This is a genomic window from Aquabacter spiritensis, assembly GCF_004346185.1.
Classification (GTDB): domain Bacteria; phylum Pseudomonadota; class Alphaproteobacteria; order Rhizobiales; family Xanthobacteraceae; genus Aquabacter; species Aquabacter spiritensis.
In genome coordinates, this window is sequence record NZ_SMAI01000024.1 from 1 (window position 1) to 14,158 (window position 14,158).

The 14,158-nt window shown below is 68.1% G+C and carries 9 protein-coding genes and 2 pseudogenes; 2 read left to right on the plus strand and 9 right to left on the minus strand.

Going from position 1 to position 14,158, the window contains the following annotated elements; all coding sequences use genetic code 11:
* Positions 1-80: 80 nt before the first annotated feature.
* The 8 genes and pseudogenes from EDC64_RS22765 to EDC64_RS22800 all read right to left on the minus strand — a co-directional run.
* A pseudogene (locus tag EDC64_RS22765) lies at positions 81-473 on the minus strand (ATP-binding protein); the annotation flags it as partial.
* On the minus strand, positions 470-1,957 hold the full coding sequence (gene istA / locus EDC64_RS22770; protein WP_132036079.1) for an IS21 family transposase: 1,488 nt from the start codon (positions 1,955-1,957) through the stop codon (positions 470-472). The gene istA and the pseudogene EDC64_RS22765, both read right to left, overlap by 4 nt.
* 356 nt (positions 1,958-2,313) lie before the next feature.
* Complete coding sequence (locus EDC64_RS22775; protein ID WP_245504849.1) at positions 2,314-3,510, minus strand: ABC transporter substrate-binding protein; 1,197 nt, start codon at positions 3,508-3,510, stop codon at positions 2,314-2,316.
* Positions 3,511-3,618: 108 nt separating this feature from the next.
* Positions 3,619-5,448 carry an acyl-CoA dehydrogenase family protein gene (locus EDC64_RS22780; protein WP_132036083.1) on the minus strand — a complete coding sequence of 610 codons (1,830 nt, stop codon included), beginning with the start codon at positions 5,446-5,448 and terminating at the stop codon, positions 3,619-3,621.
* A gap of 40 nt (positions 5,449-5,488) precedes the next feature.
* A complete protein-coding gene (locus tag EDC64_RS22785; RefSeq protein WP_132036085.1) occupies positions 5,489-6,289 on the minus strand; it encodes an SDR family oxidoreductase in 801 nt (266 codons plus the stop codon).
* Positions 6,286-8,370 (minus strand): 3-hydroxyacyl-CoA dehydrogenase NAD-binding domain-containing protein, encoded by a 2,085-nt coding sequence (locus EDC64_RS22790; RefSeq protein ID WP_207916169.1) that lies wholly within the window; start codon positions 8,368-8,370, stop codon positions 6,286-6,288. Before EDC64_RS22790 ends, EDC64_RS22785 begins: the two co-directional genes overlap by 4 nt.
* Positions 8,371-8,432: 62 nt before the next feature.
* Positions 8,433-10,103, minus strand: coding sequence for a long-chain fatty acid--CoA ligase (locus EDC64_RS22795; RefSeq protein ID WP_245504850.1), 1,671 nt, complete (start codon positions 10,101-10,103; stop codon positions 8,433-8,435).
* Positions 10,104-10,166: 63 nt separating this feature from the next.
* Entirely contained in the window at positions 10,167-11,354 is a 1,188-nt protein-coding gene (locus tag EDC64_RS22800) for an acetyl-CoA C-acyltransferase family protein (protein ID WP_132036089.1), read from the minus strand.
* A gap of 350 nt (positions 11,355-11,704) precedes the next feature.
* Here EDC64_RS22800 and EDC64_RS22805 point away from each other — a divergent pair, with 350 nt between their 5' ends.
* A complete protein-coding gene (locus tag EDC64_RS22805; RefSeq protein ID WP_132036091.1) occupies positions 11,705-12,442 on the plus strand; it encodes a FadR/GntR family transcriptional regulator in 738 nt (245 codons plus the stop codon).
* Here EDC64_RS22805 and EDC64_RS22810 read toward each other — a convergent pair.
* Entirely contained in the window at positions 12,388-13,356 is a 969-nt protein-coding gene (locus EDC64_RS22810; protein WP_245504851.1) for a LysR substrate-binding domain-containing protein, read from the minus strand. The genes EDC64_RS22805 and EDC64_RS22810 overlap by 55 nt on opposite strands.
* 146 nt (positions 13,357-13,502) lie before the next feature.
* Here EDC64_RS22810 and EDC64_RS22815 point away from each other — a divergent pair.
* A pseudogene (locus tag EDC64_RS22815) lies at positions 13,503-13,868 on the plus strand (transporter substrate-binding domain-containing protein); the annotation flags it as partial.
* Positions 13,869-14,158 lie beyond the last annotated feature (290 nt).

Sequence of the window (14,158 nt, forward strand, 5' to 3'; positions counted from 1 at the left end):
ATCGTTCCCCTCAAGCCGGCTGATGTCCTTCAGCACGACCTCGGAACCTCAAAATCAGGCGTTTTCGAGTCCGGGAAAATGAGGGGATTCATGAGGGCGGCCAGTCCCAACCCGAGGGCGACATGGGTCTTGCCCGTGCCGCTGGGTCCGAGGGCGATGACGTTCTCGCGCCGCTCGATCCATTCGCAGCGGGCCAGTTCCAGCACCTGCATCTTGTTGAGCTTCGGGATCGCCTTGAAGTCGAAGCTGTCGAGGCTTTTGGTGGCCGGGAACTTCGCAGCCTTGATGCGCCGCTCGACCATCCGCCGTTCGCGGTCGATCAGTTCAAGCTCCACCAGACGGGTCAGGAACTGGACATGATCCAGCCCCTCGGCGGCGCACTGGCGGGCGAGCTTCTCGTATTCCCGCAGGAACGTGGGCAGCTTCAGTGTCTTGAGATGATCCGCGAGCAGGATCTTCGGAGCCGCGGTCATGCCACATCCCCCGACAGCAGCGACATGTAGCTGGCCGCCGACGTGGTCCCGACATGCGCCTGCGGCAGGTAGGGATAGACATCGAGGTCGAGCTTCGGCGGCCGTTTCTCTACACGGCAGAGAACGAGATGCTTCACGGCATCGAAGCCGACCGCGCCCAAGTGCAGGGCCGTCTTCACCGCCGCGTGCAAGTCGTCGATGTCGAAGGTCTCCAGCAGGCGGAGAACCTGCACGTATTCGCGGCGGCCCGCTTTGGTCATTCGGGCTTCCATCAGGCGGCGCAGGGTCGCGAACTCCGGCGGCAGATCCCACGCGGCCAAGGGCGCCGCCTGGTCCAGGGCATTGATCTTCCGCTCGATCAGCGGAAGGTAGTGCACCGGATCGAAGACCATGTCCTCCCGGTCGTAGCAGCGCGGATGTCGGGCGATGACCTCGCCACCGCAGCCGATCACGACCGCGTCGACATAGCCCCTGATCCAGACGTCGCGGTGGCCGTAGGCGACGGGCACCGAGTAGTCGTTGGTCTTGTAGCGCACCAGCGCCTGTGAGCTGACCCGTCCCGTGGCCTGATCACAGGCATCGAACGGCGCCGCCGGCAGATCGGCCATGGCGGCCAGATCCCGCGCGAGGCGCTGGCCGATCGTCTCGGACTGGCCCCGCAGGACATCCGCCTGACGCCTGCGGCATTGCTCTTCCAGGTAGGCGTTGAACGCATCCCAGCTCGCGAACCGCGGGACCGGCACCATGAAGTTACGGCGGGAGTAGCCGACCAATCCTTCCACATTGCCCTTGTCGTTGCCCTTGCCGGGGCGGCCGTAGCGGTCGTGGAACACGTAATGCGACAGGAACCCGCTGAAGAGCGTGGCCCGCTGGCGCGTCCCGTCCGGCAGGATCTTCGCCACCAGGCAGCGGTCGTTGTCGTAAAGGACCGAGACGGGCACCTTGCCGAAGAACGCGAAGGCGTGGACGTGGCCATCGACCCAGGCTTCCGCTGTCGCCGCGGGATACGCACGCATGAAGCAGGCATCGCTGTGCGGCAGGTCCAGAACGAAGAAATGCGCCTTCTGCTCGACCCCGCCGATGACGACCACCGCCTCGCCGAAGTCGGCCTGGGCATGACCGGGCGGATGCGCCAATGGCACGAACATCTCGCGGCCGCGCCGTTCGCGCTCCCGCATGTAATCCTTCACGATCGTGTAGCCGCCGCTGAAGCCATGCTCATCGCGCAGCCGCTCGAACACCCGCTTCGCCGTGTGCCGCTGCTTGCGATGAACCGCCCGATCGCCCTCCAGCCAGCCGTCGATGATCCCGGTGAACCCATCCAGCTTCGGCCGCTTCACGGGAGCCGTTCGCCGGTATCCGGGCGGAACCGAGAACGCCATCATCTTGGCTACGCTGTCGCGCGAGATGTTGAAATGCCGCGCCGCTTCCCGCTGGCTCATGCCCTCTGCACAGGCCAGCCGAACCTTCCGATACAAGTCCACGGTGAAAATCCTCCCGCCCTCCCTGTCGCCAGAAAGGGTAAAGGTGGACGACTTTTACGCCGCCCGCAGCAGGCTCATCCCGCCGCTACCGTGGCCGACTTTCTCACCGCCGTTCTCACCGGCCTCGGCCGGATGCATTTCCGGCAAAGCCGTGCCAACGCTCGATTTGCGGGAGAGGACGCGATGTCGCGGGGGGAGCGCCGATGAACGCAGTCCTGGCGCGGTGCGGGGCGCCATGGGCGGAGCCGTGCCGTTCCCCGCTGGCGTCAATGCAGGCGTGCGCTGGGCGGGATCGGATTTCCCTTACGGCAGAATTGCCGCAGGTGATCCCGCCCAGGCTTGGCGCCCGCGCCCCGTCAGTTCGCCTTGGCGTAAGGGCAGTTGCTTTCGGCGAGGGGGCGGATGATCTCGTCCGCGGGCATGGCGCGCACCGGCTTCAGATAATCCCACGGCCCCTTGGATTCCGCCGGCGTCTTCACCTCATAGAGGGTCATGCCCTTCATGAGCCGCCCATCGGCGCGCACCTTGGCGCCCTGGGCATAGAAGTCGTTCACCGGCAGCTCGCGCAGCTTTTCCGAGACCTTCACCGGATCGTCGGTGCCGGCCGCTTCCACTGCCCGCAGATAGGCGAGAACGGCACTATAGACGCCGGCCTGGAGATGGGAGGGGGCGGCATCCGTGCCGCGCTCGGCGCGCCACCGGCGGGTGAACGCGCGGGAGGCGTCGTCCTGGTCCCAATAGAAGGGCACAACGAACTGCAGGCCCTGCGCGGTCTTCAGGCCGAGGGCGTGGACGTTGGTGATGTAGAAAGCGGTGCCGGCGATCTTCTGCCCGCCTTCCACCAGGCCGAACTCGCCGGCCTGCTTGATGGTGTTGATGGTGTTGTCGCCGGCGTTGAGGGCCGCGACCACCTTGGCGCCGGAGGCCTGGGCCTGGAGCAGGTAGGCGGAGAAATCCGTGGTCGCCACCGGGTGGCGCGCCACGCCCACGATCTTGCCGCCGGCCGGCACCACCACCCGCTCGATCTGCTGCTGCAGGGACTGGCCGAAGGAATAATCGGCGACGATCAGGAACCAGGTGTTGCCGCCCGCCTTCACCGCCGCCCGGCCGATGGCGTTGGCGATGGTGGAGGAATCATAATTCCACACGAAAGCGGTGGGGGAGCAGGCGTCGCCGAACAGCCGGTCGGTCACTGAGCTGACGTTGATGATGACCGCCTTGTTCTTGGCGAGGTCCTGCACCGCCAGCGAGACGGCGGAATTGCCGAAATCGACGATGGCGCCTACCCCGTCGACGTCGATCCAGCGGCGGGCGATGCTGGCGCCGATGTCCGCCTTGTTCTGGTGGTCGCCCACCAGCAGCTCCACCGGCTTGCCCAGCACCTTGCCGCCGAAATCCCGGATAGCGAGCCGCGCCGAGGCCACCGAGCCGGGGCCCTGCGGATCCGCATAGGGACCGGACTGGTCGTTCAAGACGCCGATGCGCACCGCGTCCTTCGCGATCTGCGCAAAGGCCGGCCCGCTCAAGGCGCTGCTGGCGAGGGCGAACGACACCAGCGCGCGCCTGAGAACTTTCCTCACACGATGACCCGGCAACATGGCTTCCTCCCTTGATGACTGTTGTCATTCACTTTTTGATGGGTGCCCGGGGGGTGTCGGCGGTCAGAACACCTCTGCCGACAGTTCGGAAAACAGCTGCGGCGCCGACCTTGAAGGGGCCAGCCAGCCGGGGATCTTGGGCAGCTCGTGGGCGGTGAAATAGCGGGCCGCGGCGACCTTGCCGGCCACCAGTTCCGCCGGCAACTGGTCCGCCCGCTGCTGCGCCGTCAGGGCTTGGTCGAGGGTCATCCAGCCCACCACCAGATGGCCGCAGGCCGAGAGAAGGGCGGTGGCATTGTCGAGGGCGGCGGTGGCCGCCGGGTCCGCCACAACGCTTTCCACCAGTTCCGCCACGGCGGCACGGGCCATGCCCAGCATGCGGCCGGCCTCCGCCAGTGTGGGGGAGGCGGCGGCGCGGGCCTGGGTCGCGTCGATCTGCTGGAGCAAAGCGGCGAAGGCGATGCCTTTGTCGCGCACCAGCTTGCGGCCGACGAAATCCCGCGCCTGGATGCCGGTGGTGCCTTCGTGGATGGGGTTCAGGCGATTGTCGCGGTAGAGCTGCTCCACGTCGAAGTCGCGGGTGTAGCCATAGCCGCCGTGGATCTGGATGGCGATGTCGCTGGCCACCAGCCCCCACTCCGAGCTCCAGGTCTTGGCGATGGGGGTCAGGAGATCCAGCAGCGCTTGCGCCGTCTTGTCCTCTTCCGTCTTGTCCTCTCGCGCCTCGGCGCGGTCGGCCAGATGGAAGCAGAACAGCACCAGCGCCAGGGCGCCCTCGGCATAGCTTTTCTGCGCCAGCAGCAGGCGTTTCACGTCCGCGTGGCGGGCGATGGGCACCGGGCGGGTGTCCGCCGCGGCGCCGCGCGGGCGGCCCTGGGCGCGCTCCATGGCATAGGTCACCGACAGGCGATGGCTGCGATAGGCCAGGGCGGCGGCCCCGAGCCCCACCTGTAGCCGCGCCTCATTCATCATCATGAACATGATGGCGAGGCCCTGGCCCGGCGCGCCCACCAGATAGCCCACCGCCCCGGCGGCATCGCCCGGGCGGTGGCGGCCCTCGCCGAAGTTGAGGAGGCAGTTGGCGGTGCCGCGATAGCCCATCTTGTGATTGAGGCCGGCCACCGTCACATCGTTGCGGCTGCCGGCGAAATCCCCTGGCGCCACCAGCACCTTGGGCACCGCGAACAGGGAGATGCCGGCGGTGCCGGGCACCAACTTGCCGTCCGGCCCGGGGATCTTGGCGAGGACCAGGTGGCAGATGTTTTCCGAGGCGTCCTGATCGCCGCCGGAGATCCACATCTTGTTGCCGCTGAGGCGATAGCGGGCGCCGAGGCCATCGGCGCCATCGGCCACCGCGCGGGTGGTGATGTCGGCCAGCGACGAGCCCGCCTGCGGCTCCGAGAGGCACATGGTGCCGAAGAAGCGCCCTTCGATCTGCGGCAGGGCCAGTGCCGCGATCAGCTCCGGGCTGCCGAAGCGGGTGAGCAGCCGGGCATTGGCCACCGTGAGCATGGGATAGGCGGCGGTGGCGATATTGGCGCTGAGGAAATGGGCGAAGGAGGCCGCGGCCACCGTCAGCGGCAGTTGCAGGCCGCCGTGCTCGGTCGCAAAGCTCTGGCCGAACAGGCCCGCCTCCGCATAGGCCTTGAGGGCGGTGTGGATGGCCGGCAGGATGCGCACGCTTTCGCCGTCGAGCCGCGGCTCGCTCTGGTCACCCGCCTTGTAGTGGCTGAGGAAGTGGCGGGTCGCGAGGCTGTCGCTGAGGTCCAGAAGGGCGGTGAGGGTCTCGCGGTTGAGCTCGGCAAAGGCGGGGAGCTCGGCGAGGCGTTCCACGCCGAGCCAATCCAGCAGCAGGAAGTCGAGATCCGATCGGCGGATCAGCGCATCGGTCATGAGGGCTCCTCGGGGTTCGGGGCGGGATGCGGCCGGGCGCTCACAGCGCCGTCATGCCGCCATCCACCGCCAGGGTCTGGCCGGTGATGTGGGCGCCGGCATCGGACGCCAGCAGCAGCACCGCGCCTTTCAGGTCGTCGGCGCCGCCGAGGCGGCCGCGCGGGGTCATGGCGGTGAGGGCTTCGCCATGGGCATCGAGGGTGCCCGCGGTCATCTTGGAGGGGAAATAGCCCGGCGCCAGGGCATTCACCGTGAGCCCGCGCCGCCCCCATTCCGCCGCCAGGGCGCGGGTCAAGGCGATGACGCCGCCCTTGGAGGCATTGTAGGCGGCGGTGCCTTCCATGCCCGGCAGATTGCCGGTGAGGCCGGCGATGGAGGCGATGTTGACGATGCGGCCATAGCCCTGAGGCAGCATGGCCCGCGCCGCCACCTCGCGGGTGAGATCGAACAGGCGGTTGAGGTTGAGATCCATCACCTTGGCCCAGCCCTGGGGCGGATAGGCCTCGGCAGGGGCACCCCAGGTGGCGCCCGCATTGTTGACGAGGATGTCGATGCGCCCGGTGACGGCATTGGTGGCCTCCACCAGGGGGACGATGGCGGTGGGGTCGGAGAGATCGCTCATCACCGTCGTGCAGGCGATGCCCTGGTGCTCCAGATGGGCCTTGGCGGCGGCGAGCTCGTCCGCCTTGCGGGCGGAGAGCACCACATGGGCGCCGAACTCGCCCAAGGCTTCCGCCATCTGCAGGCCGATGCCGCGCGAGCCGCCGGTGATGAGGGCGACGCGGCCGGTGAGATCGAACAGGCGATGCAAAGAGCCGGGTGTGGGGCCGGGTGTGGTCACGCGGCGTCTCCATTGAGAGAGGACAGGCCGGTCGAGGCAACGCGGCGCAGCAGCGGCGCCGTCTCCCAGGCCCAGCCCTGATAACCGCTGGCGAAGGCGGCGATGCGCTCCAGAACCCGGGGCAGGCCCACCCGGTCCGCATAGAACATGGGGCCGCCGCGGAAGCGCGGGAAGCCATAGCCGCACACCCACACCGTATCGATGTCGAGGGGGCGATAGGCGATCTTGTCATCCAGAATGCGCGCGCCCTCGTTCACCAGAGCGAACACGCAGCGCTCGACGATCTCGTCGTCGCTGATGGCACGGCGGGTGAGGCCGAGGCGCTTGGATTCCTCCACCACCAGCGCGTCGATGGCGGGATCCACCTCGCCCTTGCCGCCCTTGCCGTAGAGATAATATCCGGCTCCGGTTTTCTGGCCGAAGCGGCCCATTTCGCAGATGAGGTCGGGGATGCGGGAATAGGGACGGTCGGGCTGCTCCACGGCGCGGCGTTTGCGGATGCTCCAGCCGATGTCCTGGCCGGCGAGGTCCATGGTGCGCAGCGGCCCCATGGCCATGCCGAACGCTTCCATGGCGGCATCCACCTGCTGCGGCAGGGCCCCTTCCTCCAGGAGGAAATACGCTTGGCGCAGATATTCCTCGAACATGCGATTGCCGATGAAGCCATCGCACACGCCGGAGACCACGCCCACCTTGCGGATCTGCTTGGCGAAGCCCATGGCGCGCGCCAGCGTGGCCGGTGCCGTGCGCGCCCCGCGCACCACTTCCAGCAGGCGCATGATATTGGCCGGGCTGAAAAAGTGGGTGCCGATCACGTCCTGCGGACGGCTGGTGAAGGCCGCGATCTGGTCCACGTCCAGGGTCGAGGTGTTGGACGCGAGAATGGTGCCGGGATCGGCGAGCCGGTCGAGCGCCTCGAACACGGTTTTCTTCACTCCCATGTCCTCGAACACCGCCTCGATCACCAGATCGGCGCCGCGCACGTCCGCCATGTCGGAGGAGAAGCGGATGCGGCCTTCCTGGGCAGCGCCGGCCTCAAGGCTGAGGCGGCCGCGTTCCACCGCCCGGGCGATGGTGGAGGCGACGGTGGCCCGCGAGCGGGCAAGCGCGGCTTCGGTGCTGTCGATGACCGTCACCGGCAGGCCCGCCTGCGCCACCGCCAGGGCAATGCCGGTGCCCATGGTGCCCGAGCCGATGAGCGCGACGGCGCGCACCGGCTGGGGCTTCTCCAGGGCTTCGAGCCCGGGCACCCGGGCCACCGCCCGCTCGGCCAGGAACTGGTGGCGCAGGCCGCGCGCGGGCTCGCTCACCAGCAATTGGTCGAACAGCCTGTATTCGGCGGCAAGCCCGGCATCGAAGCCGTCCCGCATGCCGGTCTCAATGGCCTCCACGGCGGCCCGCGCTGCATCCCCCGGCGCCCCTTGCGCCGCCTGGGCGCGGGCGGTGGCGAGGGCTTCCGCGGCGCCGTCGGTGGCGGGGGCGGTGTCGCGGCTGCGGCGCCGGCCGGAGAGGGTGCGGGCGAAGGTGATGGCCGCGGCGCGCACGTCGCCCGTCACCACGTCATCCACCAGCCCCATGGCCTGGGCGGCGGTGGCGCTCACAGTCGTTCCGGTGGTGATGAGCTTGACCGCTTGGGCAATGCCGATGCGGCAGGGCAGACGCTGGGTGCCGCCGGCGCCGGGAATGAGGCCGAGCGTCACCTCCGGCAGGCCGAGCCGGGCGTCGGGCGTCGCGAGGCGATAATCGGTGGAAAGGGCGAGCTCCAGCCCGCCGCCGAGGGCGCCGCCCTGGATGGCCGTCACCACCGGCTTGGCGAGGCCGTCGAGGGTCGCGCACAGGCCGCGGATGGGACCGGCGATGGTGGCGGCGTCGCCATTGAATTCGGCAATGTCGGCGCCGGCGCTGAACATCCGTCCGTCCGAGGCCAGTACCAAAGCGGTGACATCGGGATGGGCGTCGAGGGCGATGACCGCCTCGCGCAGCGCCTGGGGAATGCCGGCGGTGGCGGAAATGGGATTGAGCGGCGGGTTGGAGAAGACGATAACCCCGATCCCGTTCTCGATGCGTGTTTCGACTGGCACGAGCTCCCCCCTGGACCTTCTGGCGCCTCTTGGCGCGAACATGATGAAATGAATGCGCGCGATTACTGCGCGGCGTCGTCCCGCTTCAGGATGTAATCGGCAAACTGCTTGCGTACTTCGGTCTTCTGTAGCTTTCCGGTGGCGGTGTGGGGCAATGCGTCCACCACCACCACGTCGTCGGGGATCCACCATTTGGCGACCTTGCCGAGGTACCAGTCGAGCAGCGCCGCCTTGTCGATGGCATGGCCCGGCCTGGGCACCACCAGGAGCAGCGGGCGCTCGTCCCATTTGCGGTGCTGGGCGGCGATGACCACCGCCTCCTGCACGTCGGGATGGCCGCAGGCGATGTTTTCCAGAGTGATGGAGCTGATCCATTCGCCGCCGGATTTGATGAGGTCCTTGGCGCGGTCGACGATCTCCACATAGCCGGAGGCATCCTCCGTCACCATGTCGCCGGTGCGGAACCAGCCATCGGCGGTGAAGGCGGCATCGTTGGCGCTGCCCTTGAAGTAGCCCGAGGCGATCCAGGGGCCACGGATGAGCAATTCGCCGGGGCTCGCGCCATCGGCGGGCACATCCGTGCCCTCGGCGCCCATCACCCGGGTTTCGACGCCGAAGGTGGGGCGGCCCTGACGGCGCTGCAGGGCCAGCCATTCCGCCTGCGGCAGGTTTTTGTTCTCCACCTTGCGCTGGTTGTAGAGGCCGCAGGGGGTGGTTTCCGTCATGCCCCAGGCGTGGTTGACGGTGATGCCGAATTCGTCGTGAAAGGCGGCGGCCAGATGCGCCGGGCAGGCGGCGCCGCCCACCACGATGCGCAATGGCGCCGCAAAGGCGGGGCGGGTGGCCCGCAGATGTTCCAGCACCCCGAGCCACACGGTGGGCACCGCCGCCGACCAGGTGACGGCATGGTCGGTGATGAGATCGCACAAGGCGGCCGCCTGGGGTCGCGGGCCGGGCAGCACCAGGCTCGCTCCCACCAGCGGCGCGCTATAGGGCACGCCCCAGCCGTTGACGTGGAACATGGGCACCACCGGCATGGCCACATCCACCGAGCGCAGGCCGAAGAAGTCCGGCAGATTGGTGGAATAGCTGTGCAGCACGATGGCCCGGTGGGAGTAGAGCACGCCTTTGGGCTGGCCGGTGGTGCCGGAGGTGTAGCACAGGCTCACCGCCTCGTTCTCGTCGAAGCGGGGCCAGTCGAGAACGGGCGTTTCGGCGCCAATCAGGCTCTCATAGGAGATCACCTCCAGCTCGGCCTTGAGCGGGGTGTCGGGCACATCGGCATCCTCGCCCAGCACCACCAGGGTCCTCACCCCGGCCGCCTTCAGCGCTGGGCCGATGGCCTCGGCCACCGCCATCTCCAGCGGATCCACGAACAGCATGGCATCGGCGGCATCGGCGATGATGTAGGCGATCTGGGCCGGGAACAGGCGCGGGTTGATGGTGTGGCAAATGGCGCCGAGGCCGGCGAGGCCATAATAGATCTCAAGGTGCCGGTGATCGTTCCAGGCGAGGGTGCCGAGCCGTGTGCCGGGGGCGATGCCGCGCCGGCGCAGCGCCTTGGTGAGGCGGGCGGCGCGCGCCTCGATCTGCGGATACGTGTAGGCGACCGTGCTGCCATCGGCCCGCCGCGTGGTGACGCGGGCGGCGGTGTGGTAGCGGGCCGCGAAGCGGATGATGTCCGAGACGTTCAGCTCGCGCTGCTGCATCAAGGCGCGCATGCGTCCCCCCATTGGTGTCTTTTGTGTTTGTGTGGTCCGGATGCGGAACGTTGGCGCGTCCGCATCCGGCCGGGCTCAGGCGCCGAGGCGTTCAAAGATGGCGGCGATGCCCTGGCCGCCGCCGATGCACATGGTGACGAGGGCATAGCGCCCGCCGGTGCGGTGCAATTCGTGGATGGCCTTGATGGTGAGGATGGCGCCGGTGGCCCCCACCGGATGGCCCAGCGAGATGCCGGAACCGTTGGGGTTCACCTTGGCGGGATCGAACCCGAGCTCGCGGGAGACCGCGCAGGCCTGGGCGGCGAACGCCTCGTTGGATTCGATCACGTCGAGATCGGCCACGGTGAGGCCGGTGCGCGCCAGCACCTTGCGGGTGGCCGGCACCGGGCCGATGCCCATGTGGTCCGGCTCGACGCCCGCATGGGCATAGCCGACCAGGCGGGCCAGTGGCTTCAAGCCCTTGCGTTCGGCGGTGGCGGCATCGGCCAACACCACGGCCGCGGCGGCATCATTGATGCCGGAGGCGTTGCCGGCGGTGACGCTGCCATCGGGCTTGAACACCGGCTTCATCTTCGCCAGTGCCTCCACGGTGGTGTCGGGGCGCACGTGCTCGTCGGTGTCGAAGATCACCGTGCCCTTGCGGGTCTTGATCTCCACCGGAACGATCTGGCTGCGGAAGCGGCCTTCGGCCACGGCGGCCGCCGCGCGGCGGTGGCTTTCGGCGGCCAGCGCGTCCTGATCGTCGCGGCTCACCTGATGGCGGGCGGCGACGTTTTCCGCGGTGATGCCCATGTGGATGTCGTCGAACGGATCGTGCAGGGCGGCCACCATGTAATCCACCATGCGGCCATCGCCCATGCGCTGGCCCCAGCGCATGCCGGGGGCGAGATAGGGGCCGCGGCTCATGGATTCCGCGCCGGCGCCGATGGCGATGTCGCAATCGCCGAGCAGGATGGTCTGCGCCGCCGAGACGATGGCTTGCAGCCCTGAGCCGCACAGCCGGTTCACGTTGAAGGCGGGCACCTCCTTGGGCAGGCCCGCCTTCAGGGCGGCGACGCGGCTGAGATAGGCATCCTTCGGCTCGGTGGGAATGACGTTGCCCATGGCCACATGGCCCACAGCGTCCGGCTCCACCGCGCTGCGATCGAGCGCCGCCTTCACCACCGTGGTGGCGAGGGTGGAGAGGGGCACATCCTTGAGGCTGCCACCGAACCCGCCGATGGCGGTGCGGGCGGCGCCGACGATGACGACGTCACGGGTCATGGGAATTTCCTGGTGATGGTCGCTGGCGCGACGGCCGGCAAGGGTCCGGCGCGGCGGAGCGGATGATCGCGTTTCAGATGCGGCGGGGGGCCCGGGCAACTGCGCCGTTGGCCGGCGTGTCCGCGCGCCGGGCGGAGCAGGAGCGTCGCCGGCAAATGGGGCCGGTCATGACGTGTCCTTCCTCGGGCGCGGATGCGGCCCGTTTTGTCGCCGGCCTCTGGCGGGCCGATCGGCGCGGTGTGTTCCGCTTGCTTCGAATCCATATTCGATGTTCGTTTGTTGGACAAGCGAATATTTGCGCAATGTGGGTCGGAATGCTACGGACCCGCACCACCCGAAGAGGCGTCGTCATGTTCCAACGCATTGAGGCGGTCCCCGCCTATCGCATCGTCTGCGACGCCATCGAGAAGCAGATCATGAGCGGGCGCCTCGGCGCCGGCGATCAGCTGCCCATCGAGACCGAGCTGGCCGAGCAGTTTGGCCTGGCCCGCCACACCGTGCGGGAGGGCCTGCGCCTGCTGGAGGAGAGTGGCCTGGTGGGGCGCGAGGCTGGCCGCCGGCTGGTGGTGAAGGAGCCCCATTACGCCGAGCTCGCCCCGCGCGCCTCCCGCGCCCTCATCATGCAGCGGGTCACCTTCGAGGAGCTCTGGGAGGTCTCCATGTCGCTGGAACCGAGCGCGGCGGCGCGGGCGGCAAGCCGCATCGATGACGACCAGATCGCGGCGCTGGAGGACAACCTGCGGCAGATGGAAGAGGAGCTGGCGGCGGGCCGCTCCATCATCGCCCTCGACGTGGCGTTCCACACCCTGGTGGCGGAGATCGCCGGCAACAAGGCGCTGCTGCTGGCCCGCGAGCCCATTTCGCAACTGTTCTACCCGGCCCTGGAGAAGCTGTTCGCCCATCCCCTGAACTGCGTCACCGGTCCGCGCCGGCTGGCCGATGCCCACCGGCACATCATCGACGCGCTCAAGCACCACGACCGCGATGCCGCCGAGCTATGGATGCGTCGGCACATGGTGGATTTCCGCCGCGGCTACGAGCTGTGCAGCTTCGATCTGCGCGAGGCGATCGCCTTCGAGGGGGCCTGATCGGCGCCCCGCCCGTCCGGGCGGGTGCTCAGCCAGCGCAGGAATTCGTGCACGGCCGGGGCCTGCTCGCGCAGGCGATAGATCATGTAGACATCGGCCACCATGGTGGGCGTCACCGGGCGGAACACCACCTCGTCGCTGGTGAAGCGGGCGGTGGAGGTAGGCACCAGCGCCACCCCGAAGCCGGCGGCGATGAGGCTGGGGATGGATTGGGAATCCACCACCTGCTGCGACACCCGCGGCAGGAAGCCGGCTTCCACGCAGCAGCGCTGGATGTAGCGGGCGAACTCGGAGGATTCCGGGTGCAGCATCACATGCTCGTCGTCGGCCAGATCGGTGAGCGTCACCACCGGCCGTGCCGTGAGCGGATGGCCCAGCGGCAGGATCACCGAAAGGGTTTCCCGCCAGGCCAGGGTGCAGCCCAGTTCCGGATGGCGCGCCACCGAGCGGTCGAGGGAAATATCGGTGCGGTTGAAGCTGATGTCGGTGCGGTGGTCCAGCACGTCCTTCACCTGCAGCGCCGGCGCCTGCTCATAGATCACCGTGCGCACCTGCGGGGCATGGCGGCGGTAGTCGGCGAGCCAGGTGGCGAGCCCGCCGCGCAGGATGGTGCCGGTGGCGCCGATCTCAATCTTGCCCGAGCGCCCCGCGCCCACCGACATCACCTGCTGCTGCGCCCGCTCCGCCTGGGCGATGAGGGCGCGCGCCTGCGCTTCCAGCTCCTGGCCGGCGGCGGTCAGCTCCACCCGCCGGCTGGTGCGGGAGAACAGCCGCGTCTTCAGCCCGCTTTCCAATTGGGCGATGGCCTGGGAGAGGGGCGGCTGGGACATGTTGAGCCGCTGCGCGGCGCGGGTGAAGGAGAGCTCCTCCGCCACGGCGAGGAAGTAGCGCAGCTGCTTCAGATCCATATCCATGGCATATCAATCTAGTTCAATCATATATTGGACATATTCATAGCCCGGCGCGACAGTGGCTTCAACGGCCGCGGCGAACCCAAGGCGCCGGCAACCGAAAAGGCCGACCTTCCACCTGTCTTCGGATCTATGAGGGGTTGTCTTCCATGAATTTCGTCACCCGTGCCGCCGCCACCTGCGCGGCTGTCGCCGTCGCCGGCGCCCTGTTCGTCTCGGCCGCCGCTGCCGATGCCCTGGCCGACATCGAGAAGGCCAAGGTGATCCGCATCGCCGTGCCGCAGGATTTCGCCCCGTTCGGCTCGGTGGGGCCGGACCTGCAGCCGCGCGGCTATGACATCGACATGGCCAATTACATCGGCAAGCAGCTGGGCGTGAAGGTGCAGTTGGTGCCGGTCACCAGCGCTAACCGCATCGCCTATCTGCAGACCCACAAGGTGGATCTGGTGATCTCCAGCCTCGGCAAGAATCCGGAGCGGGAGAAGGTCATTGATTTCTCCATTCCCTATGAGCCTGTTGCAGAATGCCGTTCATCTCCTCAAGTATCCCCTCATTTACGTGATCCCGAAGGCTCCGGTGAATGTCGCGTTTTGGCGGATGAGTTGTGCGTATCGCTCGAGGAGCGGACGCAGGCGCTCCTCCGGCATGTTGGGAATGAGGTCGTAGAGCAGGCAGCCTTGTCGGAATAGGGAGTGGACACGGCGTTTGGTGGTGCTGGTTCGCAGTTGACGATCCATGCCGAGGCTTTCGCCGGCGGCGCCCAGGATCGTCAGCAGCAGGATGGCGAAGGCATTGAGGAGCAGGA

Bases quoted from the DNA above. Each gene is read 5' to 3' on its own strand.
- EDC64_RS22780 (WP_132036083.1), bottom strand. From the start codon at position 5,448: ATGACCGATGCGCTGATCCGCCGATCGGATCTCGACTTCCTGCTGCTG.
- EDC64_RS22795 (WP_245504850.1), bottom strand. From the start codon at position 10,103: ATGGGGGGACGCATGCGCGCCTTGATGCAGCAGCGCGAGCTGAACGTC.
- EDC64_RS22800 (WP_132036089.1), bottom strand. From the start codon at position 11,354: ATGACCCGTGACGTCGTCATCGTCGGCGCCGCCCGCACCGCCATCGGC.
- EDC64_RS22805 (WP_132036091.1), top strand. From the start codon at position 11,705: ATGTTCCAACGCATTGAGGCGGTCCCCGCCTATCGCATCGTCTGCGAC.
- EDC64_RS22810 (WP_245504851.1), bottom strand. From the start codon at position 13,356: ATGGATATGGATCTGAAGCAGCTGCGCTACTTCCTCGCCGTGGCGGAG.